This window comes from Hymenobacter citatus, assembly GCF_014333615.1.
In the GTDB taxonomy this organism is placed as follows: Bacteria; Bacteroidota; Bacteroidia; order Cytophagales; family Hymenobacteraceae; genus Hymenobacter; species Hymenobacter citatus.
Window position 1 is genome coordinate 141,910 of record NZ_JACSCY010000007.1, and the last position, 24,789, is coordinate 166,698.

The following is a 24,789-nucleotide window of genomic DNA, read 5'->3' on the forward strand; positions in this document are numbered from 1 at the left end:
GGAGAAAGCCGTGTTAGTACGCGGGCGAAGTTAATGACTGGCATAGTCGGCCTATTACGGCTTCTATGTTTAACTTGCACCTTGATATGGACGAAAGCATCAAAGCCAAATACCAGCCGGTCATCGGCCTCGAAGTACACGCGCAGCTGCTCACGCACAGCAAGATGTACTCCTCGGATGAAAACGAGTACGGCGCCATGCCGAACAACAACCTGAGCGCGATTACGCTGGGCCACCCCGGCACGCTGCCCAAGGTGAACTACACGGCCGTGGAGTACGCCATGAAAATGGGCCTGGCCACCAACTGCCAGATCACGCGCGACAACTTATTTGCCCGCAAAAACTACTTCTACCCCGACCTACCCAAGGGTTACCAGATTACGCAGGATAAAACCCCCATCTGCACCGGCGGCCACGTGGATATTCGGGTAGCGGGTGCCGAGCCCAAGCGTATCGGCATCACGCGCATTCACATGGAGGAAGACGCGGGCAAGTCGATGCACTTGGCCGGCGAGGTGGAAACGCTGGTAGATTTGAACCGCGCCGGCGTGCCGCTCATTGAGATTGTGAGCGAGCCGGACCTGCGCACCGCCGACGAAGCCTACGCCTACCTGGCCGAAATCAAGAAGCTGGTGGAGTACCTGGAAGTGTGCGACGGCAACATGGAGGAAGGCTCCCTGCGCTGCGACGCCAACGTGTCGGTGATGCTGAAGGGCGCCGATAAGTTCGGAATGAAGGTGGAAGTGAAGAACATGAACTCCTTCCGCAACGTGCAGCGCGCCATCGACTACGAGATTGAGCGGCAGATTGCGCTGCTGGAAGCCGGCGAGGAAATCATCAGCGAAACCCGCGGTTTCGACGCGGCCAGCGGCACCACCAACGGCCAGCGCTCCAAGGAGACGATGAACGACTACCGTTACTTCCCCGAGCCTGACCTACCCCCGGTGGTAATTGACGACGAGTGGCTGCACCGCATTCAGGCCGGGTTGCCGGCGCTGCCCCAGCAGCTCTACGCCCGCTTCACCGGCGAGCTGGGCCTGTCGGACTACGACGCCACGGTGCTGACCGCAGAGAAGGACGTGGCTTTGTTCTTCGACGAACTGACCCGCCTGACGCCCAATGCTAAAGCTGCTGCCAACTGGGTAACGGGTCCGGTGAAGGCCTACCTCAACGAGCGTGCTTTGCCCATGGCTGAGTTTCCGCTCACGGCGCAGCACTTGGCCGGCATCATTGAGCTGATTGACGAAAACAAAATCGGCCATTCAGTGGCGTCCAAGCAGCTGTTTCCCTACCTGCTGGAGCATCCCACGGCCAACGTAACCGGCGCGGCCGAGCAGCTGGGCCTGTTGCAACAGTCGGATGCCGGGGCGCTGGAAGCCCAGGTGCAGCAGGTGCTGGCTGCCAACCCGGCCAAGGTAGCCGAATACAAAGCCGGTAAAAAGTCGCTGACGGGTATGTTTATGGGTGAGCTGATGAAGCTCACCGGCGGTAAAGCCGACCCGAAAATGGCCAACCAGCTCCTGCGCAAGGCGCTGGACGCGTAGGGGCGCGTTGCACGCGCCCGTCGTTGCCGGACGCGTAAGGTAATCGTTGAAAAAGCGTCTGTCATCCTGAGCTTGCGAAGGACCTTATGCCCGCAGAACGAGTCGTTAAGTACGCTTATCGTTCTAACGTGAGAAGGTCCTTCGCAAGCTCAGGATGACACACGCTTTTTTTTGATCTTTAGCTAATGCGTACTCTGCAGTTATTGCCCTTCCTATTACTAAGTTGCCAACCGGCGAGTCAAGCGCCGCACACAGCATCGGCCACAGGCTACAAAATACAGGGTAGTATTCGACCCGCGGCCCCGCAGAGCCAGGTGGTGCTGGAGCAGCAGGTAGGCCGTACGATACGGCTGGATTCTGCAGCCATCGACGCCAACGGTTATTTCACGCTGCGGGGGCAAGTGCCCGCGCCGGGCCTTTATCGGTTGGTACTGCGGGCACCCGGAGCCGATGCGCGCATTTTCCCCGTGCCCCTCGATAATCACGCTCATCTGACCTTGACCGCCGATGCCGCCAGTGCGCACTGGCAAGGTTCGCCGGAAGTAGACTTGCTACATACCCTGGCCCAGGCCGAACTCGCTGAAAAACCGCGCATTGTGCGGCGCTACGCCACGTCCTACCTCGCCCCCAATGCAGTGTGGGACCTGAGCGCTGCCGGTGCGCCCGACGATTTTGTGGACTCCATGACCACGCGTTTCCAGGTGGCCGGCGACTCCAGCCGGGCCGCCCTGGGGCTCTACCAGTGGCAGCGCGCCTACCGCCTCACGGCGCCCGGCACACAGGTGCCAGACATAGCCCTACCCACCGTCGATGGCAACACGGTGAGGCTGAGTAGCCTGCGCGGCCAATACGTGCTGCTGGATTTCTGGGCCTCGTGGTGCGGCCCTTGTCGCCAGGAGCACCACAGTCCGGAGCTACGCAAAATCCATCGGCTGTTTCGCGGGCGCGGGTTGGCGTACTATGGGGTGTCGCTGGACGAAAACGCCGCGAAGTGGCGCCGGGCGCTGGCAGCCGACAGCTTGCCTGGCGTACAGGTTCGGGCTGCTGAGGGCGAGCAGAGTGCGGCGGCGCAAGCGTTTGGCGTGACGACGCTACCCTTCAATCTGCTGCTCGACCAGGAGGGTAGGGTACTGGCCCGCAATCTGCATGGGCATACCTTGGGCTCGCGCATTGCCAGCTATATTCCGCTGGATTGATCCAATTCGGGAACCTGCGCGGCTGATTTGGGTTGTAGCAACGAAGGACGCGCCTAAAGCCGTGGATTCTGTCCAAAATCCGCAACTTGCGGCCGCAAACGCTGTCTTTTCCGTCAATTTTATTTAAACGCCTTGGCGTTTTGACCCCGCTTTCCTCGAATGAACCATCCTCCCATGAAAAGTCTGTTGCTGTTTGGTGCCCTGCTTGGTATGGCAAACGCCTGTAATAAAGCTACTTCGCCTACCTCTAGCGCTGGAAATAGCACTGGTTATCAAATCAACGGCGAGCTAACCAACGCCCAGGCCGGTGCCAAGGTGTATCTGGCTGAATTGGAAGATAATCAACTCGTTTCGCGTGATACAGCTACTATTGACGAAAAAGGTCGCTTCACCTTTACGGGTACTACCCCGGCGCCTAGCATTTATCAGGTGAAGGTAGACGACACCAACCAGGCCCTGGTAGCCCTCGACAACCAAACCAAGCTCACGCTGCGCGGCGACGCTACCAAGCTTAACAACAGCTACACCGTGCAGGGCTCGCCTGACTCGGAGCTGTTGCAACAGGTGAGCAATGCGTTGCAGATGAACAAGACCAGCATGGACCGCTTGGAGCAGCGTTACGTGCAGGCCCGGCAGGCCGGCTTGGCCGACTCGGTGGCCGCCATTCAGCAGGAGGCGCAGCAGATACAGGAGCGTGGGCAGGGGGGCGTGCGCCGCTTGGTGCGCCAGCACCCAGGCTCGGTGGTATCGGGCTTCGTGCTGACGGCTGTGTTGAATCCGGACGATAACTTCGGCCTGGCCGATACCGTGGCTACGGCCCTGAAAGCCGCCCACCCTGAGTCGCGCTACGCTAAGGCGCTGACCGCCAAGGTGGACGCATCCCGCGCCACTGCCACCGGCGCCGTAGCGCCCGACATCAAGCTGCCTACCCCCGAGGGCAACGTGGTACCCCTGAGCAGCCTGCGTGGCAAGTACGTGCTGCTGGATTTCTGGGCCTCGTGGTGCGGCCCCTGCCGCCAGGAAAACCCCAACGTGGTGCGCGCCTACCAAAAATACAAGGACAAAGGGTTTACCGTCTACAGCGTGTCGCTGGACCAAAGCCGCGATAAGTGGGTGAATGCCATTGCCAAAGACAACCTGACCTGGACGCACGTATCGGACCTGCAATACTGGCAGAGCGCGGCGGCCCAGACCTATAAGATTGAAGCCATTCCGCAGTCGTATCTGCTTGATCCGCAGGGCCGTATCATCGGCAAAAACCTACGCGGCCCAGCCCTGGAAGCCAAGCTGGCCCAGGTGCTGAAGTAGGGGCGCGTTGCACGCGCCCTTCGTTGCTGACGTTGCATAAAAAACGCCCGCTGAATTCGTTCAGCGGGCGTTTTTTATTTTGAAGCTGTTTATAAAGTCAAAAATTCTGAAATGGACCGTCATGCTGAGCGGAGTTGAAGCATCACGCGTGCTGATGGTAGATAGTAACTTTCGTCAGCACGCGAGATGCTTCGACAAGCTCAACATGACGGTCTTAATACGTTCTATACCGCAACTATCCGCAACGACGGGCGCGTGCAACGCGCCCCTACAGGAACATGCGTTTCATGGCGTTCCAGAGCAGCTTTTTGCGACCCTGGTCTTCCTCAATCACGTCTAGCTCGGCGGCGGGTAGGTAGGCAGCGTCGCCGGCCAGGATAACGGGCTCGTAGAGCTGGGTTTTGTGTACGGCCACGTCGAGCAGGTTTTTGCCGAAGCCGATAATCTGCTTAGCCTCCAGCTTGGTACGCAGCGTGCTCAGCGCCACCGGCAAGTGCGACTCCACGTTGATGAGCACCGTGTCTTCCACAATCTGCCCGATGGCTTTCAGCACGTTGTTCAGGAACACGTGTCGGGGCAGGCGCTGAAACTTCACCGCATCCAGGCGTACCAGAATCACAATGCCGCGGGCATTGCTGCCCAGGGTAGAAAACGGTGTTTCGGTGAGGGGTGGGGCGGTGCGCTGGGGTGGGGCGGGAGGAGCCGGGGGGGTAATTCTGGTAACAGGAGGCGGTGGGATTGGTGCACTACTGGGCACTGTAGCCGGCGGGCGACTGACTGGTGGTGTGACAGGCGGAACCGAAGCAGCTGGGCGACTCGCGGGCGGCGTTGGCGGCACCGCAACCGCCGGCGTGGCGGGATGTGGTGCTGGTGCGGCAGCTAGCGGGGTAGGCAGCGTGGGCGCAGCCGGCGCTGGGGTAGGCGCTGGCGGCTGAGCGGTAGGCGCGGCCACAGCTTCCCCTACCTCGGGCACCACGTAGAGTGTGAGGTCGGCGTAAAATTGCTGATAGAAAGCCAGAGCCGCGTCGTGGTTCATGGTTTAGAGGTCGAATAGGGCCTTTAGCTCGGTGGCGTCGGCAGGTTGCATGCGGCCAGCCAGCACCAGGCGTAGCTGCCGCCGCTGGAGGGCACCATCAAAAAGACGTACTTCTTCGGGCGTTTCGGGGAGGGCATCGGGCACGTCGATGGGGCGGCCCGACTGATCCACGGCCACGAAGGTGAAGAAGGCCTCGTTGGATTTCACCTTGGTGCCGCTGGGAATGTCCTCGGCCCACACATCAATATGCACTTCCATTGAGGAGCTGAACGCGCGCGTCACTTGCGCCTCCAGCGTCACCACGCTGCCCAGCCGGATGCCTTCCCGAAACGACACGTTATCGACAGAAGCCGTCACCACAATGCGGTTGCTGTGGCGCTGTGCCGACACGGCGGCGGCAATGTCCATCAGGTGCATCATGCGGCCACCCATCAGGTTGTTGAGCGTGTTGGTATCATTGGGCAGCACCAGCTCGGTCATGCTCACAAAGGATTCTTTAACGGGTTTTTGCTTGCGCATGGGGGTAGGCGAGAGTAGGCGAAAAGAGCCGCAAAGATAGGTAGTCGCGCCGGGTATGTTCGGGCCTTATCTGAATTGTTTACTTAAGCAACGCGTGCCTTGCAACCTTTAATTAGCTTACCTGCCTCTTCCAGATAAGCAGAGTTGGGAGTCGTATACTTTTCATTGAGCAGGTTTTATGAACGCATTGTTTACAAAAAGCAGATTGATGGTACTATGCAGCGCCGCGCTGCTGGCTGCGTGCCAAACCGATAGCGACGTGTCGCCCGACAATACACCCAACGTACGGCCCCTCACGGCGCAGGAGTCGCAAACCGTTGGGAGTGCCAACGATTTTGCTTTTCGCAGCTTTGCCGCGTTGCGGAAGGCCGAGGCTGCCAACAACCTATTTATCTCGCCCCTGAGTATCTCTGCGGCCCTCACCATGACCTACAACGGCGCCGATGGGACGACCAAAGAGGCCATGCGCAAAACGTTGGGCTACGCGCCGACTGCCACCAACGAAGAAATCAGCCAGTCGTACAAAAGCCTGTTTGCGCTGCTGCAAGGGGTAGACAAGAAGGTGAACTTCGCTGCCGCCAACTCGCTCTGGTATGCGCAGCAGTACAAGCTGCAAGCGCCCTTCGTACAGCTCAACCAAACGTATTTCGACGCCAAGGTGCAGGGCGTAAACTTTGCCGAGAGCAGCACCAAGAACACGATTAACAAGTGGGTAGAAAGCAAAACCAATGGTAGGATTAAAGACCTGATCAAGCAGACTACGAGCGATGATGCCCTATACCTGGTGAATGCGCTTTACTTCAAAGGCACTTGGACCTACACCTTCGATAAGAAGCAAACGCAAAAAGCGCCTTTCTACCTAGAAGACGGCAGCACTACCTCCCGTGATTTTATGGCGCTGACCAAAGGGCGCTACCTGTACGCTGCCGACGCCGATATGCAACTCATCGACCTGCCCTACGGCAACCGCCAGTACAGCCTGACCCTGCTGCAACCCAGTGGCACACGCACGCTGGCTGCCCTCACCGCCACGCTCAGCAGCGCCAAGCTCGCCGCGTGCCTGTCCCGCGCCGATACCATGAGTATGCCGCTGCGCCTACCCAAGTTCAAGCTGGAGTACGAAGCTGACCTTAAACAAGTGCTGATACAGCTTGGTATGGGCGAAGCGTTTGGCAGAGGAGCCAACTTTAGCAAGATGCTAGAAGGGCGCAGCGATTTAGCTATTGATAAAGTGCTGCACAAAACCTTTGTAGAGGTAGATGAAGAAGGCACCGAAGCTGCTGCCGCCACGGCAGTAGGCATGGTTACTACAAGCATTGGCCCCCCGCCCGAAATCTGGCTGAACCGCCCCTTCCTGTTTCTGATTCGGGAAAAATCCTCCAACGCCATTCTTTTTATTGGACAGTTGGTGAAATAGTGAAATGGTGAGTTTTGCTGTTCTGTCATCCTGAGCGCAGCGAAGGATCTTCTCACGTCAGAACAAGTTGTAATAACGAGTATCGTTCACACGTGACAAGGTCCTTCGCTGCGCTCAGGATGACAGAACAGCAAAACTCACCATTTCACCACTCACCATTTCACCATCTACCCCTCCCAGCCGGCCCTACCCAGCAGCGGCACGAAGCGGAACGTTTCGAATTCCTCGCGCACAAATTCCTCTTCGCTTTCGCGCACGATGCGCAGCATGCGCTGGGTTTGCGCATCGCCTACCGGGATGACCAACGCGCCGCCTACCCGCAGCTGGCGGAGTAGGGGGCGCGGGATGGTAGGCGAACCGGCCGTCACGAGAATCTTATCGAAAGGGGCGTGGGCGGGTAGGCCCAGCGAGCCGTCGCCGCAGAACAGGTGTGCCGGCTGGTGCATGGCGGCCAGGCGGCGGCGCGTACGCTCAAATAGCACCTGGTTGTACTCGATGCTGAATACGTGGCTGGTGAGCTGGAGCAGCACGCAGCACTGGTAGCCCGAGCCCGTTCCAATTTCCAGCACCCGGTCGGTGGGGCGCACGCGCAGCAGCTGCGTCTGGTAGGCCACGGTGTAGGGCTGCGAGATGGTCTGGCCTTCGCCGATAGGAAAGGCCTTGTCCTGGTAGGCGTGAGCCTGAAATGCAGGATCGAAAAACTGATGGCGCGGTACGGCCAGCAGGGCCGTAAGCACTTGCTCGTCGTGAATGCCTTTGTGGCGCAGCTCGGCCGCGAGGGCGCGGCGCTGGCCACGGTGCCGGTAGCTGTCGGGGTCCATAGCGGAAGGAAGAGGCCGGGCGGTGTAGCGGGTTCCAGTGTATGCCCTACCTTTGTGCCCGGCCAGCCCGCAGGGCCAGGCTGGCGGCACGGGCTGCGAAACTACGGTTTCGGCCCCGAAAAACCGCTTTTCCGCCTCACCTTTTCCTTTCTTTCCCTTGCTCCGAACCTTGCAGAAGCTCAAACTGGTGGCCGCCGACTTCGGCGCGGCGCTGCTGGCCTGGATCTGCTTCTTCCTGCTACGCAAATACTTACTGAAGGAAGCCGATGCGGGCTTTCACCTTACCACCAGCATGTGGTTCTTTATGCTGGGCGCGGCCGTGCTGATTGCTACATTCTGGACGATACTTTACACGCTCATCGGCGAGTACCGCGACATTTTTCGCAAGTCCCGCCTCACGGAGGTTATCCGGCTGGGGCGCGTGTCGGTAGCGGGCGCCGTTGTTATCTTTTTCACCCGGCTGCTCGATGATGAAGGCGTGAATGACTACCGACTGTACTACAAAACCATTACGGTCTACTTTCTGCTGCATTTTGTGCTCACGGCGGTAGTGCGCACTTGGGCCGTATCGAGTGTGCAGCGGTTGGTGCGCAGTGGTGTTATCTCCTTTAATACCCTGCTGGTAGGGGCGCAGGCACTGGCTCATGAAACCTTCCACGATTTGCGCCGGACGGGCCAGCACCTGGGACTGCGGCTGGTAGGGTTTGCGCAGGTAGGCGAGCAGCCCGATGCGCGCCTGGCCGCCGAGCTGCCAAACGTGGGCTCCTACCAGGAACTGGTCAGCATCATCGCGGAGCAGAAGATTGAACAGGTGGTTATTGCCATTGAGCCCTCCGAGCACCGCCTTATTCAGGATATTCTAACGCTTCTGCAAGGCGTGCCTGTGCGCATCAGTGTACTACCCGACCTCTACCAGATGCTGCTAGGCTCGGTGAAGGTGAATCACCTGTTCGGAACGCCGCTTATCGAGATCAAGCAGGATTTGCTACCCGTATGGCAGGCTGTGCTCAAGCGTAGTGGCGACGTAGGCTTGGCCATCATCTTTCTGTTGCTGGCTTGGCCTATCTACCTGTTCACGGCCTTGATGGTGAAGCTGACTTCTACAGGGCCCGTGTTCTACGCGCAGGAGCGTATTGGGCGTCACGGAGAACCATTTCGGATCTACAAATTCCGCTCAATGGTGGTAGACGCCGAGAAAATGGGCCCCGCCCTTAGCTCCGACTACGACCCGCGCATTACGCGCTGGGGACGCTTTATGCGCAAGGTGCGCCTTGATGAGCTGCCCCAGTTCTGGAACGTGCTAAAAGGCGACATGAGCGTAGTAGGTCCTCGCCCCGAGCGGCGGTACTACATCGAGCAAATTGCCAAAATAGCGCCCCACTACCGCCACTTGCACCGCGTGCGCCCCGGCCTAACCTCCCTGGGCCAAGTGAAGTATGGCTACGCCGAAACTGTTCCGCAGATGGTAGAACGTCTCAAATTCGACATTCTCTACATCGAAAACATGAGCCTGGCTATGGACCTGCGGGTGCTCCTTTACACGCTCAAGATTATTATGGAAGGGAGAGGAAAATGATGTGCTGATTTTTAATGTGTTGATTTATTGGTTGAAATGATTTTTTACAGATTGATGATGTATATTTTTCGATGATAAATGATGCCGGAACGGGATAATCTGATTGTGCAGCTGACATTTGATTTTGCGCTGTGCATCATTCAATTCACTCAGCAATTGGAAGATAAACGGCGGTTTGTTATAGCGAATCAACTGTTGAAGAGTGGCACTGCCATTGGAGCAAATGTGCGGGAAGCGCAGAGCGCGGAGAGTCGAGCCGATTTCACCCATAAGTGCAAGGTAGCTGCGAAGGAAGCCGAAGAAACAGAGTATTGGTTGTTGCTCTGTCATCATTCCGTTGGCTACGGCGATACAAACGAACTGAGAGCAAAGCTGTTGAGTATTCGCAAGGTTCTCTCAAAAATCATTTCTTCTTCCCGCGCTGTTTAAAATACAAAAGGATATGTGTTGCCAACAAGTAGCACATCAATAATCAGCATATCAGCCATTAGCATATCAACACATCATCAATCAGCACATCAACCAACGTGTTTACCGGAATCATAGAAGCCCTGGGCACTATCGCCGCCGTACGGCGCGACGCCTCCAACATTCACTTTACGGTTGAATCGCCCTTCGCCGGCGAGTTGCAAATCGACCAGAGCGTGGCCCACGACGGCGTGTGCCTGACGGTGGTGGCCGTGGATGCCGCGGCCGGCACGCACACCGTAACGGCCATCGACGAGACGCTGCAAAAAACCAACCTGGCCAACTGGCAGCCTGGCCGCCGCGTGAACCTGGAGCGCTGCCTCTCCGCCAACGGCCGCTTCGACGGCCATATCGTGCAGGGCCACGTGGACCTCACGGCCGAGTGCGAGTCGGTGGAGGACCAGAACGGCTCTTGGCGCTACCGCTTCCGTCACGCGCCCGGACCCGGCCGCGTGACGGTCGAAAAGGGCTCCATCTGCATCAACGGCACCAGCCTCACGTGCTTCGACTCGACCGACGACGGCTTTTCGGTGGCCATCATTCCCTACACCTACGAGCATACCACCTTCCAGGACCTGCGCCCCGGCGACCGGGTGAATCTGGAATTTGATATTGTGGGCAAGTACGTGGCGAAGTTGCTGGGGCGATAAAAACACGACGCCTACCCTCTGCGGAGGGTAGGCGTCGGTTGGTTGTACAACGAATGCGAGGGTAGTAAAACCCTTACTGCGCCGACGGCGGCGGAGTTTTGGTGCCCCAGGTTGTGTTAGGCTGGCTTCCCATCGTGAACACCAGCGTGCCACCCTGCATCAGTTCGTCGCGGTAGAGCCAGCAGTTGTTGAGCGGCTTGCCGTTCATGGTGGCCGACTGCACGTACACGTTTTCCTTGGAAGTGTTCTTGGCCTCGATGATCAGCTTTTTCTGATTGCCCAGTTGAATGGTGGCCTTGCTGAAGAGGGGGCTACCCAGCTGCACGATGGGGCGGGCATCGGTGAAGCCCTTCACATCGAACAAGCCCAGGGCCGTGATAACGTACCACGAGCCCAACTGGCCCTGGTCCTCGTCTTGCCCGTAGCCGTAGCCGTGGATGGGCTCGGTGCCGTAGAAATCGTCGCAGATCTGGCGGGTCCACTTCTGGGTGAGCCAGGGCTTGCCCGAGAAGTTGAACAGCCAGCTGATGTGTAGGCAGGGCTGGTTGCCGTGGTTGTAGATGGCATTCACGCCGGCAAACGCGTCTATTTCCTTGCCGCCCCCAAAGTCCGTTTTGGCCGAGGCCGTGAAGATGCTGTCGAGGCGGTTGTTGAACTTCTCGCGGCCCATGGCGTCAATCAGGCCGGCGGGGTTTTGGGGCACGTAGAAGGTGTACTGCATGGCGTTGCCCTCCTGGAAGCCGCGCCACGGCTCGTAGGGCTTGAAATTGCTCACAAACGAGCCGTCGGCTAGCTTGGGCTGCATCAGCTTGTTCTGCGGGTTCAGAATTTTCTTCCAGCCATTGGAAAGCGTAATCAGGCGTTCGTAATCGTCCTTTTTACCCAAAGACTTCGCCATTTGGGCCGCTGCAAAGGCGCTGTAGCTGTACTCCAGCGTGTGCGAGTTGGCGAAATAAGCGCCCGTAGAATCGGTTTTATACCACTCGCCTTTGTACTCTTTGTATTCCTCCTTAAAGGGCACATAGCCGTACTGCGTGAAAGCTTTTACGTCCATTTTGCCCGAGCCGAAGGGGCGGTTGCGCCAGTTCAGTTCGTTGGCGCGCACGGCCTGGTAGGCCAGGTTCACATCGTAGTTGCGGATGCCGGTTTGGTAGGCGGCGGCAATGGCTAGCCCCACAAAGTTGGTGCCTACCCCCGATACGTACTGGCTGTTGGCCATGCCGTCGCTAAACCAGCCCCGGTCGCGGTACACTTGCAGCTGGGTGTTCACGAAGCTGCCGTACCACTCGGGGTAGGACAGTGCCCAGAGTTGCGTGAGGTTCCAGTAGCCACCCCAAATGGCGTCCGTGTTGATGAACTCGGGCTTGGGGCCGCGGCCGGTGGTTACCAGCTTGCCCGTCTGGCCGGCGTGCTTGGGGTAGTCGCCGTTCACGTCGCTGGCAATGCCGCGCCCCAGCAGGGCGTGAAAGAGGCCAGTGTAGAACTTGGTCTTGTCCTGTTCGTTGGGTCCTTCTACGGCCAGTTTGCCCAGCTCGCGCTGCCACGTGGCCTGGGCGGCGGTGCGGGCCTGATCGAACGTCAGCGTGCGTGCTTCCGCTTGCAGGTTGGCTTTCGCATTGGCAATAGAGGTGTAGGACATCCCTACCTTCAACTCAACTTTTTCCTGCGCGGCGGTCTGGTAGTTCAGCACCAGGCCCGCACCTTTGCCGGTGGCTTCATTCTTCTTTCCCTGCGTGCCCGCGGCCGTGAAGGCCTCTACGCTTGCCGGTTTTTTGCTGATTTCGCCAAAGAAATACATGTTTACCTGGCCCTGTGGGTCGTAGGTTTTCACGTATTTGGGGTAGGTTTTCACGAAGCCCTCCACGTGCGTGGCGTCTACCATCCGGATGTTGGCATTGGTTACCTCGCCGCTCTCGCCCTGCGTGTTGCCGATGTCGAGGATGATGTGGGCCTGGTCGTTTTTGGGGAAGGTGTAGCGGTGGAAACCTACCCGCTTGGTGGCGGTCAGCTCGGCCGTGATGTTGTAATCATCGAGCAGAACCTTGTAGTAGCCCGGCTCGGCCACCTGGTTTTTGCGGTCGAAGCGGGAACGGTAGCCGCTGTCGGGTTTTTCCAGCTCGCCGGGCTGCACTTGTAGCTTGCCGGTGGTGGGCATGAAGCTCACGCCGCCTACCTGCCACTCGTGGAAGTGCACGAAGCCTTCGATAGAGTTTTGGCGGGTGTCGTAGCCCACGGCTTCCCAGCCCGACTTATTGCCGTAGTGGCCGTTGGTGGAAGGCGCTAGCTTGGCCATGCCGTAGGGCACGGCCGCCGGGGTGTAGAAAAACCACCGGCTGTGCGCCGTGCCAATGTTGGGGTTCACGTACTTGAGCACGTTCTGCGCGCCGGCTTCGCTGAGCGTTAGCAGCAGAGCCAGGGGCAAAACGCCGGTAGGGAAAGACAGTTTCATATACAGGGTAGTGTTAATTTTTAAGAGTTGATCAAGCATGTCCTGCTTGATCTGGCGTCCGCTTGTCGAAGCATCTCGCGTGCTGATGTGAGATACTAATTAGAAGTCAGCACGCGAGATGCTTCGACAAGCTCAGCATGACTGTCTATTTGCTACTGCCAGCTGCGCTCGATTTCTTCTAGGCTTCGGCCTTTGGTTTCGGGGACGGCCCGCCACACAAAGAAGAAGGTGAAGGCCGACAGCACCGCATAGAGCCCAAAGGCGCCGGCTAAGCCCGCAGTTTTCACCAGCGACAGAAACGTGTAGGAAATCAGCGTGCAGGCTATCCAGAGGGCCACCGTGGCCAGCGAGGCGGCCCGGCCGCGCACGGCGTTCGGGAAAATCTCGGTGATGACCACCCACACGCCCGGTCCCAGACCCACGGCAAAACAGGCCACGTAGAGCATAATCAGCCCTAGCAGCAGCGTGCCCGGTGCGTGCAGCTGCAAGGCTACCACCAGTGCGCCCAGCGCCAGCGCCATGCCCCCCGAGGCAAAAAGTAGCAGCGGCTTGCGCCCTACCCGGTCAATCACGAACAGGGCCACCACAGTGCCCGCGAAGTTGATGCCCCCGATAAGGGCATTAGCCCCAATGGCCGACGAGGCGCTTTGCCCGTTGTACTCGGTGAAAATGATGGAGCCGTAGTAGAGAATAGTGTTGATGCCCGTGATTTGCTGCAACACGGCCAGCACCACCGCAATCCGTAGCGGCTGGCGCAAGCGCGGCTGATACAGATTGGCATCTTCGCCGCGCTCGGCCACCAGGGCCGCCTGAATTTCCTCGGCTTCGGCTGCCGCGGCAGCCGGGCCGTTGAGGCGGGTGAGCGTACCCAGGGCTTCGGCCTCGCGGCCCCTACCCAGCAACCAGCGCGGGCTCTCGGGCACCAGCAGCAGCGTGAGCATAAACAGCAACGAAGGCGCCGCCGCCGACGCGAACATCCAGCGCCACGACGCCAACCCTAAATCGGCCAGGTAGTAGCTGGCCACGTAGGCCAGCAGAATACCCGTCACAATGGCCAACTGATTCAGCGTCACCAGCTTGCCGCGAATGCGGGCCGGGGCAATTTCGGCTATGTAGAGCGGCACGAGCAAGGAGGCTACCCCAATGGCGAGGCCGCCCGCCAGCCGTGCCACCACAAACTCGGTGAGCGTGCGCGGCACCGCCGCCGCCAGCGCCGAAAGCGTGAACAGCATGGCGGCCCCAAACAGCAAACGACGACGGCCGTAGCGGTCGGTGAGCCAGCCGGCTACGGCAGCACCAGCCACTGCCCCAAACAGGATGGCGCTGGCCGCCAGCTCGGTTTGCGCGTCGGTCAAGCCAAAGTCCTTCTTCAAAAAGACCAGCGCACCGTTAATGATGGCCGTATCGAAACCAAACAGCAGGCCACCCAATGCCGCTACGGTGGCAATCAGGTACACGTAGCCGGCACTACCAGTTGGACCATCAGCAGCGTGACGAGGGGTAGGGCCTGGGGCAGCGGGTGTAAGCATCAGAAGGTGGGTAGGTTAGGGTAAGAATCAGAAGGAAGCGGCGCTTTGCCGATAAGGAGAAGTATTCGTAAAGGCCACCTGTTTTTCTAGGCGGGTGTCACACAATTCAGGTCATTTATAGAGACGAGGTGCCTCATACCAGCATCACGTCGATGCCCAGGGCACGGAAAGGAGCTACTTGGGCCTCCGTCGCGCCGGTATCGGTGATGATTTGGTGCACATCGGTAGCCGGGCAGATCAGCGACGTGGCTACCGTGCCGAGCTTGGTGTGGTCGGCCACTACAATGCAGCGTTTGGCCTGGCGCACCATCACCTGAATTACGGCGGCTTCTTCGGGGTGCAGAGAAGTCAGTCCCTTCTGGGCATCGATGCCATTGACGCCGATAAAGAGCTTATCCACAAAGAATTGGCTGAGTGCCTGCACCGTGGCTGGCCCTACCACCGAAAACCAGCTGCCCGTCAGGAAACCGCCCGTCACGAACACGCGCACGTCGTCGCGGTGGCTGAGCTCCATGGCCACATTCACAGTATTGGTAATGACCGTCACGTTGGACCCCGGCCGTAGGCTGCGCGTTACCTGCGTGGTGGTGGTGCCGGCCGTAAGGGAAATCATTTCGCCAGTCTGGATAAGGCCCGCGGCGGCCAGTCCAATGCGGCGCTTTTCGGAGAGGTTGCGGTCTATTTGCTCGTGAAAGCTTGAGTTATAACGAAACGGCTCGTAGAGCAGGGGCTCCCGGGGCACTGCGCCACCGTGGGTGCGGCGCAGCCACCCCTGCTGCTCCAGCTCTGTCAGGTCGCGACGGATGGTAGCCACGGATACACCAAACTCGGCGGCCAGCTCCTCCACGGCTACGGTGCCGGTGTGCAGAAGCTTTTCAACAATAGTTTGGGCGCGGGTGGTGGCGGCGTTATCGGAGGTCAGTAAATCAGACACGATGAAATGGTGAAGTGGTGAAAAGTGAAGTTATGAATGTAGGGGATTCACATTTCACGGTTTCTTGCCTATGGGGGCCGGAGGCGTCTGCCGGCCCGACGTAGGCGCCCGACCGGTATCGTTGCTATATGCCTGCGTCGCTTGTTTCTCGATCTACTAGCAAGGGCGTGTAAACGGTAGCACGAAGCTCGTGCAACGATACCGGTCCGACGCCGCAAGCATCGAACCGGCTGGCGGGTGCTCTCACTAGGTTCGCACGTAGGCTTTCAGGGTAGCACACTCTGTCCCGACGGCTGCGCCGTAGGGCCGAATGGTGTAGGCGCCTACGGCAGCGGGCACGATAAACGTCTCGGCGTAGTGTACCACAAAGGGCTCGAAGGCGCCATCGGGGCTTTCTACAATAGCTTCGGCGCCCTCTACCAAGTTGAGCACCTGCACGCCGCCGTGGGTGTGGTGGGGCACAACATCCGTAAACCAGTGGCGGCGCGTCTCAATGAATTCGCGCTCGTGCAGGCCGGTGCGCTCCTCCCGCCAGCCGGGGCCACTGGCTACGGGCTCCAAGTGGTTTACCAGGTTCTGCTCTACCCACGTGGTAGTGCGGTCGGGTTGGATGTTGGCCGCGCCGTGGGTGAGGTGGATGGGTCGGGGGCGACCATCGAGGCCCAGTCGGTCCCAATCCCAGAGCTTGAAGGTGAAGATGTAGGGCGTGGCCGAAATTTCCAGCACCATGCTGCCCGCACCCGAACAGTGGATCGTGCCCGCCGGAATCAGGAAGTGGTCGTGCTTGCGGGCCGGAAACTCGTTGACGTACTCCGTGGCCGGAAAGGGTGCGGCGGGGTCGTCCTGGGCGCGCTGCAAATCGGCCAGCATGGCGGGAAAATCAGCGTTTTCCTTCATGCCCAGGTATACCACAGCATCTGGCTCGGCGTCCAGCATGTAGTAGCTTTCGTCCTGCGTATAGGCCAGGCCGAACTTGTCGAAAGCGTACTCCGTGAGCGGGTGTACTTGCAGCGAGAGGTTGCCGCCGCCCATGGTATCGAGAAAGTCGAAGCGGATGGGAAACTCGGTGCCGAAGCGTCCGTGCACTGCCTCGCCCAGCAGCTCGCGAGGGTGGGCAAACACCAGGTTGATGCTCGGGATTTCCACGCGCGCCTCGCCAAAGCCCAGCAGCAGCGAGTTTTCCTCGGGCACGCAGTCGAAGCCCCAGGCGTAGTTGGGCGGACCGTCGGGCAGGTCGCATACCTCGCGCAGCCACTGCCCGCCCCACACCCCAGGGTCAAAAAACGGCACCACCCGGAACGGCCGCCGCACGGCGGCCGCTAGTCCGGCTTGGAGGTCGGCGCCCGTAATGAGCTTGGGTAGGGTAGGGTCGTTGGTATCGAGTAGAAAATCGGCGCGGGGTAGAACTTGCTTTTTCAGGCGGTCAGCCGCACGCCAATCTACGAAATACGCCCGCTTGTACTTCAGGCTGGCTTTTTCGGTGAAGTTTTCGCTGCCCAGGTTGGCAATCTCGCCGCGCCGCTGACGCAGTTGAATCTCCCAGCGGGCCAGGTCAGCGTAGACTACAAGAGTAGGGGTAGGGCACACCAACGTAGCGCCAGTGCCTATAATTACCACCAGTTTGCCCGCTGCCGAAGCCAGCGTCGCCTGCGCTTCCTGAAGCTTCGCCGGGGCAAAGAAGTCGGCCACCGTCAGCCCATTGAGTCGGCCGAAAACGGGGTCGTCGGTGAGCGGACCCGCCACCATGGCGTCGATGTCGGCGGGGGAGCGGTAGAGGTCGTCGGCTACCAGGCACTGCGTTGGCTGCAAGGCCTGTACGAGTTCTTGTTGGAGTTGCTTGAGGTCGGTACCAGGGTAGCATTCCACGGCCAGCACCAGAGGGTGGTCAGGGGGAGTGGCAGCTGCGGGTAGGGCGGCGCGCAATGCTTCAGCAATAGCAGGCCACCCGGCTTGGCAAGCCTGCGGCCTCGCGGCAACCGGCACAAAGGGAAATTTATCGTAAGTAGAAGAGCGCATAGAAAGGCAGCAACAGGGGTAGTATAGGCACCGCATCACACTTGTAAAGAGGGACGCGAAACTTGGTATCATCGCGTGCCGACGGCTGTTGTCGACCAGTTAGCGGTGAGTTTGTCGCTGCTATATTAAGAATAATATGATCGTTTTGACAGTAAACGATCAAAATAACTTGCTCGATTTACTATATAACGCTCATTTAGCCGGGGCTATTCCCCACTGTTCGTTGAGCTGCGGACCCATCACGAGAACCAACGAGCCCCCCTTCAACAACTCCGCTGCCGGAAACTGAAAGGACTGCAACGGCTTGCCGTTGAGCGTGGCAGCCTGCACGTAGAGGTTGCGGCGGGAAGCGTTTTTGGCCTCAATGGTAAACTTACGGCCCCGCCCAAACCGCTGCCCCAAGTCAATTTCAACCTTAGTATACAGCGGACTGCCAATCTCGTACACCGGGGCGGCGCTGGTGCCGCCGTCGGTCTGAAACAGGCCTAAGGCCGCCATTACCAACCACGCGCTCATCTGGCCCTGGTCCTCGTCGCCGAGGTAGGCGTTGCCCACGCCGTAGCCGTAGTAGCGTTCCAGAATAGAGCGGCTCCATTTCTGGGTAGACCACGGCTTGCCGGCCCAGTTGAACAGAAAGGCAAAGTGCATCGACTGCTGGTTGCCCTGCACCACGGGGTAGTTCCAGTACTGGTCGTTTAGGCCATTGTAGCGCCACGGCTCACTTTCGCGGAAGCCCCACTCCAACCGGTCGATGAAGGTTTGCCTACCCACCCGGTTGATCAGCGCGGGTACATCCTGGGGCACAAAAAACGTGAGCTGCCATGCGTTGCCCTCCACGTATTCCTCGTTGGCGCCGCTGCGGAACGGGTCAAAACTCTTTGTCCAGGTGCCGTTGCTGAGTTTGGTGTGGCTGTAGCCGGCGCTATCTATCGTGTTTTGCCACCAATAGCCACGGTCATTAAATTTTTGATAGAGAGCAGGTTGGTTGAGCGACTTGGCCAGTTGCCCTACCGTCCAATCGTCGAAGGAATACTCCAGCGAGTTGGAAAAGCGGCCTTTGTCGGAGGGCACGTAGTGGTAGCGCTCGTAGGCCACCAGGTCGCGGTTGCCGGCAAATCCCGTGAAAACTTTTTGGGCCGGGGTAGTCTGCATTTTCACCGCCGCTGCCAGCACTTTGTTCGCGTCAAAATCCCGAATACCCATATGGTAGGCGGCCACCATCTGCGGAATTTCGTGCTCGGCCACCATCACCGGAATGTAGTTCATGCCGGCCGGGCCCTTCGCCAGCCAGCCGTAGGCGTCGTAGAGTGCTAGTTGCGACCGTACCCAGCGGCTGCTCCATTCGGGCGTAATGAGATTCCAGACCTGGTTCAGGTTCCAGAAGGTATTCCAGAACGCGTCGCAGCCCAGGGCCACATCGTCGGCGGGGTGGGGTAGGCGATGCACTTGGCCGTCGGTGCCGCGCCAGTCGCCGTTGGTGTCGCTCCAGGTGTTGCGGCTGCAAATAGACCGGTACAGGGCGTTGTAGAACCGCGCCTTTTCCAACCGGTTGGTGGTGGTGATCTGCACACGATTGAGCAGTTCATTCCACGTATCGAGTTGGTGCTGGCGCACGGCTTCAAAGCGCCAGCCGAAGGGCGTTGTTACTTCGGTTTGCAGGTTTTGGGCGGCATTGGCAATGCTTACCAGCGAAATGCCGGACCGCACCTGCACCACAGGATGCTGCTGGGCGTCGAACTCAGCAAACAAGCCGGCGTCTTTCAAGTCTTTGCCAGTGAGGGTAGTACCGTACTGCACCTGGTTGTTGCGCCAGCCACCCAGCCGTTTGATGGGCTGGTCGAACTCGACCACGAAATGCAGCGTGTAGTTCTGGTCCGCGTCGTGGCTCCACACGCCACCCGAAAACTGGTGGATGCTCCCTTCGAGGCGGTAGGGGCTCACCTGCTTCACCTGTACGTCCTTCAACTGATAATCGTACTCCGACGGAATGTGAAAATCGAGCAGCACGCGGGCGCTGTCGCGGTCCTGCGGAAACGTGAACCGCTCGAACCCGCAGCGAGTAGTGGCCGTCACCTCGGCCTTGATGCCGTAATCAGCCAGCTGCACGGCGTAGTAGCCAATGGGGGCCTGTTCCGTTTTCTTGTCGATACGCGAGCGGTACCCCGATTCTGGCCTCAACTCGTCGCCGATGCTGGTCTGGAGCTTGCCGTTGGTGGCGAATACGCCCAGGCCGGCCATCGTCCACTCGTGGATGTGGCTGAAGGTGCCCACGCTTTCATAAGTAGGCTGGTAGCCCGCTTGCCAACCGCCGTTCTGGTTGTCGGGGCTCATTTTTACCATGCTGAACGGCATCCACGGTCCCGGTGCAATCATCCACCGAGAGTGGGCCGTGCCCATGCGCGTATCCACGTAGTCGGCTAGGGTTTGCTGTTTCTGAGGTGCCCGTTGCACCACGCCTTCCTGCACCACTTTTCCATTTTCCAGGATGGCGTAGCGACTTTGGGTAAGAGCGGTTACGGCCGGCATCAGCGCCTCAAACTCGTATGCGCCTTTTTCTACCGGCTCGCTGAAAATAGTCTGCTTATCCAGCTGCACGCTCAGGGTAGGCGTGCCCGTCACGTGCTGCACGCTCACCAGCAACGGCTGCCGGCGCTGCCCATCGGCGGGTAGCTCGTACGGAGCGGGCGTTACGGAGCGCACAAAAAGCTGCTGGGGCCGTTGCACCGTCACGCCCGCTGGGCCAAGCAGGCTTACCTGGTCAAAAAGAATCCAGGAGCCTTCCGTGATGGTGATAGTTACGTGGTTGCCACCTGCTTGCAAAACGCCTTTATCCAGCGGAATTTCGATGACTTTGGGGGTAGCCTTTGCCAGGTTACCGCTAATAGAAGCTGTGTCAACGGGGCTTTCGGTCATCTTAGGCCGGCGCTGTTGGCGCACGTCGTAGCCCGCGGCGGTCAGTTGTATTCGTTCTTCCTGCCCGTTGATGCTAACGTGCAGCAGCGGCAAAAACGTTTTAGCATAGTCGGCCAGGCGAATGACGAGTCTGTAGCTGCCAGCAGCGGGCAGTTTCTTCAAAGTAAATAGAAGATTCACCTGGTTGGTGCGCCAGCCGGCGGTGCTCCAAGTGCCGCCCCACGTGTCTACTGGCCCAGGCAATACGTAGGGAAAGTCCTGCTTCTCCTTCGACGCCCCAATGAAAAAACACTTGTCTTCGTAGCCAAAATCCTGGCCCACAAACTTGCGAAAGCCCGCCGGAGCCAGCGCAAACTCCGCTCCCGATCGATCAGCTTTGCCTATTTGCCAGAGCACGCGCTCCGGCTGTTGCGCGTAGGAGGAGGCCGCTACGCTCAACAGCAGCAATAGCCCAAAAAGTGTTTTCATCATGCCTGTCGTGCCAAAAGAACGGGCAGAAGATAGGCAGAATTAGGAGGAAACAAACTGCGTAAGGCTGATACTCATGCGGTTCCCGGCAGTAGGGCAGAAGCACCCCGCCGTGAAAGGGCGCGTGCTTCTGACTGCTCTTTATCGCATGCGGGTGGTTGCCTGCGGCCACCAGCGAGCAGCGCCCCATTTGTAGAGCTCGGCACAGCCCCAAGCCGTGAGGCTGCCCAGCGTGGCGCCGGCCAGCACGTCGGTGGGGTAGTGGGCGCCCAAATAGATACGGCTATAGGACACCACGACGGCCCACGCCAGCGTGAGCCACTTAGCCAGGCGGTAGCGCGTGGGCAGTACCAGCCACAGGAAGACGACTAAGGCAAAGGCATTGGCCGCGTGCGACGAGAGAAACCCGAACTGCCCGCCGCACCCGTTCACTAGGTTCAGCGTAGTCGATACCTGTGGGTCGTGGCAGGGGCGCAGGCGGGCGAAGTAGGGCTTAAAGAAGCGGCTGGAAATCACGTCGGCCAGCGCCACGCTCAGGCCCAGCAGGGGCAGCAGCAGCAGGGCCCGGCGCTGGTAGAGGTAGCCAAGCACCACCACCAGCACAAAATACGCCGGAAACCACACGAAGCGCTCCGAAAAGAACACCATCCATTTATCCAGGGCGGGCGAGTGATGCAGGTTGATGGCAATGATCAGCCACCGGTCTAAGGCGCGCAGTTGCTCAAGCAAGGGAATCGGCGTTTGGGGTAGAAGATACCCAGTCGACGCCCTTGCGCAGCCAGGCCAGGGTAGCGGCCTCCGGCGAGCCGGGCGCGGGCACGCGGTTGTAGTGCCACTCGGCGCGGGGCGGCATGCTCATCAGGATGCTTTCGGTGCGGCCGCCGGTTTCCAGCCCGAAGCGCGTGCCCCGGTCGAAAGCCAGGTTGAACTCGGCGTAGCGGGCGCGGCGCACCAGCTGCCACTGCTTTTCCGCTTCGCCGAAGGGTAGGGCCTGATTCTGGCGCATCAGCTCGGTGTAGGTAGGGCCGAACAGGTTGCCTATGTCCTGCACGAAGGTAAATAATTCCTCGGCCGAGCCGTCTTTGCCCACCGTGAGGCGGTCGAAGAAGATGCCACCCACGCCTCGGGTTTCCTGGCGGTGGGGTAGGAAAAAGTAGTCATCGGCCCACTGCTTGAAGCGGGGGTAGGAGGCTACTTCGTGGCGCTGGCACACAGCCTGAATTTGCTCGTGAAACCAGCGGGCCTGGGCTTCATCTACATAAATGGGTGTTAGGTCGAGCCCGCCACCAAACCACGCCTGCCCGTCGCCGGCCTCGAAGTAGCGCACGTTCATGTGGGCAATGGGCACGCGCGGGCTGCGCGGGTGCAGCACCACCGACACACCCGTGGCGAAAAACGCTGGGTTGGGCATGTGCAGCAGCTGGGCCGCCTGGGCACTCATCTCGCCGGCCACCGCCGAAAACGCCACGCCAGCCTTTTCCAGCACCGTGCCCTCGATGAGCACGCGGGTGCGGCCGCCGCCGCTCTGATGGTGCTGCCAAGCATCGGTCAGGAACTCACTGGTGCCGTCGGCCTGCTCTAGCTGTTGGCAAAGACGGTCCTGAAAGTCACGCATCCAGCTTTCCACAGTGGCGCGAAAAGTGGTAGGAAGAGGGGAGGGAGTTGCAGACAAAAGCACGGTAGATGTAGCCTAACAAAAGCCGCCGCGCTAGGGCGCCGGGGCCGAAGGTGCAAAAATACGTACAAAACCTGCCCCGCAGGCATTCTTCGCCCAAAGCCGTACTTTCGCTTTTTCCTACCCCACCCGCATGACCACCCCACCCATCCCGTTTTCCGACCCTGCTTCCCCGTTCACCGTTCCCCGCCCGGATACCCAGATGCGCGCCTACCGCCTGATGCACACGGCCGCCGAGCTGGCGCGTCTTTACGAAGAAAATAAGGCCGTGACGGCCCGCTACGTGCACGCTACCGCCCGCGGCCACGAGGCCGTGCAGCTGGCCGCCGCCTTCCACCTGCGCCCCACCGACTACGCCGCTCCCTACTACCGCGACGACGCCCTGCTGCTGGGCCTGGGCCTGGCGCCCTACGAGCTGATGCTGCAACTACTGGCCAAGCGCGACGACCCGTTTTCGGGCGGGCGGACCTACTACGGGCACCCCTCGCTACGCCGGGAGGGTTTCCCCATGATTCCGCACCAAAGCTCGGCCACCGGCATGCAGGCCATTCCGGCCACCGGCATGGCCCACGGCATCAAATACCTAGAAAGCCAGGGCCTGCTGAAAACCGCCGACCAGCGCCCCGTGGTGCTGTGCTCCATCGGCGACGGGGCCATGACCGAGGGCGAGGTGAGCGAGGCCCTGCAAATGGCCGTGCTGCATGAGCTGCCCATTATTTTTCTGGTGCAGGACAATGACTGGGGCATTTCGGCCACTGGCGCGGAGATGCGCGCCATGAACGCCTACGAGTTTGCGGCCGGCTTCAAGGGGCTGCATCGACTCAAGATTGATGGGGCCGATTTTGCCGTGTCCTACGCCGGGCTGGCCGCTGCCTTTGCCCACGCCCGCGACACCCGCGGGCCGGTGCTGGTGCACGCTACCTGCCCACTGCTGGCCCACCACACCAGCGGCGTGCGGCGCGAAAAGTACCGCGGCGACAACCTCGCCCAGCACGAACCCCACGACCCCCTGCCGCGCCTACACCGCCAATTGCTGGACATGGGCCTGGCCACCGAAACCGAGCTGGACGACCTCGCCGCCCAGGCCCGCACTACGGTATCAACCGACTACCAGCGCGCCCTGCAAGCCGCCGACCCCGACCCGGCTACCTTCGCCGACCATGAATTTGCCCCACCCGCCGTGACCGAGGAAGCCGGCGAGCGAAGCCCAGTCGGTGCCGAGAAAGTAACGATGGTAGACGCCGCCCTGCACGCCGTGGACGATATTCTGCGCGAGTTTCCGGAGGCGCTATTCTATGGACAGGACGTGGGCGGCGCTCTGGGCGGCGTGTTCCGGGAGGCGGCGTTGCTGGCGCAGAAGCACGGCGCGGCGCGGGTGTTCAATACGCCCATTCAGGAGGCGTATATTGTGGGTAGCACGGCCGGTATGTCGGCGGTAGGGGCGAAGGCCATTGTTGAAATTCAGTTTGCCGATTATATCTGGCCGGGCCTGAACCAGCTGGTAGAGGAGCTGTCGAAATCGTGCTACCTCTCCAACGGCCAGTTTCCGGTGCAGAGCCTGATTCGGGTGCCGGTAGGCGCCTACGGTGGGGGCGGCCCCTACCACTCGGGCTCGGTGGAAAGCACCCTGCTGAACATCCGGGGCATCAAAGTGGTCTACCCCAGCAACGCCGCCGATATGAAGGGCCTGCTGCGCGCCGCTTTCCTCGACCCCAACCCGGTGGTGTTGCTGGAGCACAAAGGCCTGTACTGGAGTAAAGTACCCGGCACCGAAGACGCCCGCACGCCCGAGCCCGCCACCGGCTACGTGCTGCCCCTGGGTCAGGCCGCCATTGCCCAACCCGCCGACCCCGAGCAGACGCGCCGGGGCGCTACCTGCGTGGTCATCACCTACGGTATGGGCGTGTACTGGGCCAAAACCGCCAGCCAGCAGTTTCCCGGCCGCGTCGAAATCCTGGATCTGCGCACGCTCAATCCCCTCGACTACGCGGCAGTAGAACGAGCCGTACGTCAGCACAGCAAAGTGCTGGTGCTCACCGAAGAACCCCTGCTCAACTCCTTCGCCGAAAGCCTCGCGGGCCGCATCCAGCGCACCTGCTTCCAGCACCTCGACGCGCCCGTCTTCACCCTAGGCGCCGCCAATCTACCTGCCGTTCCGCTAAACGTAGCATTGGAAAACCAAATGCTCCCCAACGCTGAGAAGGTAGCCAAAACGCTGGGTGAGCTACTGGGGTGGTAAGTGGTGAAATTGTGAGTGGTGAGTGGTGAGT

At 59.9% G+C, this 24,789-nt stretch carries 18 protein-coding genes; 8 read left to right on the plus strand and 10 right to left on the minus strand.

What is annotated here, in order from left to right:
* The first annotated feature begins 86 nt into the window (after positions 1 to 86).
* From gatB to H8B15_RS11200, 3 genes are all read left to right on the plus strand, one after another.
* Entirely contained in the window at positions 87 to 1,544 is a 1,458-nt protein-coding gene (gatB, locus tag H8B15_RS11190) for an Asp-tRNA(Asn)/Glu-tRNA(Gln) amidotransferase subunit GatB (RefSeq protein ID WP_187319775.1), read from the plus strand.
* A 185-nt stretch (positions 1,545 to 1,729) separates the two neighbouring features.
* The gene (locus H8B15_RS11195) at positions 1,730 to 2,740 is read left to right on the plus strand and encodes a TlpA disulfide reductase family protein (RefSeq protein ID WP_187319776.1); all 1,011 of its coding nucleotides are present in this window, start codon (positions 1,730 to 1,732) and stop codon (positions 2,738 to 2,740) included.
* 174 nt (positions 2,741 to 2,914) lie between these two features.
* Positions 2,915 to 4,048 (plus strand): TlpA disulfide reductase family protein, encoded by a 1,134-nt coding sequence (locus tag H8B15_RS11200; RefSeq protein ID WP_187319777.1) that lies wholly within the window; start codon positions 2,915 to 2,917, stop codon positions 4,046 to 4,048.
* Positions 4,049 to 4,316: 268 nt separating this feature from the next.
* On the opposite strand, the gene H8B15_RS11205 is transcribed toward H8B15_RS11200, so the two are convergent.
* Both H8B15_RS11205 and H8B15_RS11210 read right to left on the minus strand, forming a co-directional pair.
* A complete protein-coding gene (locus H8B15_RS11205) occupies positions 4,317 to 5,084 on the minus strand; it encodes a hypothetical protein (RefSeq protein WP_187319778.1) in 768 nt (255 codons plus the stop codon).
* Positions 5,085 to 5,087: 3 nt separating this feature from the next.
* Positions 5,088 to 5,603 carry an acyl-CoA thioesterase gene (locus H8B15_RS11210; protein WP_187319779.1) on the minus strand — a complete coding sequence of 172 codons (516 nt, stop codon included), beginning with the start codon at positions 5,601 to 5,603 and terminating at the stop codon, positions 5,088 to 5,090.
* A 208-nt stretch (positions 5,604 to 5,811) separates the two neighbouring features.
* Between H8B15_RS11210 and H8B15_RS11215 the strand changes: the two genes are divergently transcribed.
* A complete protein-coding gene (locus tag H8B15_RS11215; protein ID WP_246455415.1) occupies positions 5,812 to 7,020 on the plus strand; it encodes a serpin family protein in 1,209 nt (402 codons plus the stop codon).
* 167 nt (positions 7,021 to 7,187) lie between these two features.
* Here H8B15_RS11215 and H8B15_RS11220 read toward each other — a convergent pair whose 3' ends face one another.
* A complete protein-coding gene (locus tag H8B15_RS11220) occupies positions 7,188 to 7,841 on the minus strand; it encodes a protein-L-isoaspartate(D-aspartate) O-methyltransferase (protein ID WP_187319835.1) in 654 nt (217 codons plus the stop codon).
* A 157-nt stretch (positions 7,842 to 7,998) separates the two neighbouring features.
* Between H8B15_RS11220 and H8B15_RS11225 the strand changes: the two genes are divergently transcribed.
* The 3 genes from H8B15_RS11225 to H8B15_RS11235 all read left to right on the plus strand — a co-directional run bounded on the left by H8B15_RS11225 (position 7,999) and on the right by H8B15_RS11235 (position 10,535).
* Positions 7,999 to 9,417: a sugar transferase gene (locus tag H8B15_RS11225; protein ID WP_246455400.1), complete on the plus strand. Its 1,419-nt coding sequence runs from the start codon at positions 7,999 to 8,001 to the stop codon at positions 9,415 to 9,417.
* A 78-nt stretch (positions 9,418 to 9,495) separates the two neighbouring features.
* Positions 9,496 to 9,846, plus strand: coding sequence for a four helix bundle protein (locus tag H8B15_RS11230; RefSeq protein ID WP_187319781.1), 351 nt, complete (start codon positions 9,496 to 9,498; stop codon positions 9,844 to 9,846).
* Between the two features lie 98 nt (positions 9,847 to 9,944).
* Positions 9,945 to 10,535: a riboflavin synthase gene (locus H8B15_RS11235; RefSeq protein ID WP_187319782.1), complete on the plus strand. Its 591-nt coding sequence runs from the start codon at positions 9,945 to 9,947 to the stop codon at positions 10,533 to 10,535.
* A 73-nt stretch (positions 10,536 to 10,608) separates the two neighbouring features.
* Here the strand turns inward: H8B15_RS11235 and H8B15_RS11240 are convergent, their stop codons facing one another.
* The 7 genes from H8B15_RS11240 to hemF form a co-directional block, all read right to left on the minus strand.
* On the minus strand, positions 10,609 to 12,984 hold the full coding sequence (locus H8B15_RS11240; protein WP_187319783.1) for a GH92 family glycosyl hydrolase: 2,376 nt from the start codon (positions 12,982 to 12,984) through the stop codon (positions 10,609 to 10,611).
* Between the two features lie 152 nt (positions 12,985 to 13,136).
* Entirely contained in the window at positions 13,137 to 14,513 is a 1,377-nt protein-coding gene (locus H8B15_RS11245; RefSeq protein ID WP_187319784.1) for a sugar porter family MFS transporter, read from the minus strand.
* 133 nt (positions 14,514 to 14,646) lie between these two features.
* Complete coding sequence (locus tag H8B15_RS11250; RefSeq protein WP_216859137.1) at positions 14,647 to 15,447, minus strand: DeoR/GlpR family DNA-binding transcription regulator; 801 nt, start codon at positions 15,445 to 15,447, stop codon at positions 14,647 to 14,649.
* 246 nt (positions 15,448 to 15,693) lie between these two features.
* Positions 15,694 to 17,463: a class I mannose-6-phosphate isomerase gene (locus H8B15_RS11255; protein ID WP_187319785.1), complete on the minus strand. Its 1,770-nt coding sequence runs from the start codon at positions 17,461 to 17,463 to the stop codon at positions 15,694 to 15,696.
* A 192-nt stretch (positions 17,464 to 17,655) separates the two neighbouring features.
* Entirely contained in the window at positions 17,656 to 20,847 is a 3,192-nt protein-coding gene (locus H8B15_RS11260) for a GH92 family glycosyl hydrolase (protein ID WP_187319786.1), read from the minus strand.
* Between the two features lie 138 nt (positions 20,848 to 20,985).
* Positions 20,986 to 21,573: a phosphatase PAP2 family protein gene (locus H8B15_RS11265; protein ID WP_187319787.1), complete on the minus strand. Its 588-nt coding sequence runs from the start codon at positions 21,571 to 21,573 to the stop codon at positions 20,986 to 20,988.
* Positions 21,566 to 22,516 (minus strand): oxygen-dependent coproporphyrinogen oxidase, encoded by a 951-nt coding sequence (hemF, locus tag H8B15_RS11270; protein WP_281383933.1) that lies wholly within the window; start codon positions 22,514 to 22,516, stop codon positions 21,566 to 21,568. The genes H8B15_RS11265 and hemF overlap by 8 nt, the downstream gene beginning before the upstream one ends.
* A gap of 136 nt (positions 22,517 to 22,652) precedes the next feature.
* On the opposite strand from hemF, the gene H8B15_RS11275 reads away from it, so the two are divergent.
* Positions 22,653 to 24,758, plus strand: coding sequence for an alpha-ketoacid dehydrogenase subunit alpha/beta (locus H8B15_RS11275; protein ID WP_216859138.1), 2,106 nt, complete (start codon positions 22,653 to 22,655; stop codon positions 24,756 to 24,758).
* The last annotated feature ends 31 nt before the right edge of the window (positions 24,759 to 24,789 follow it).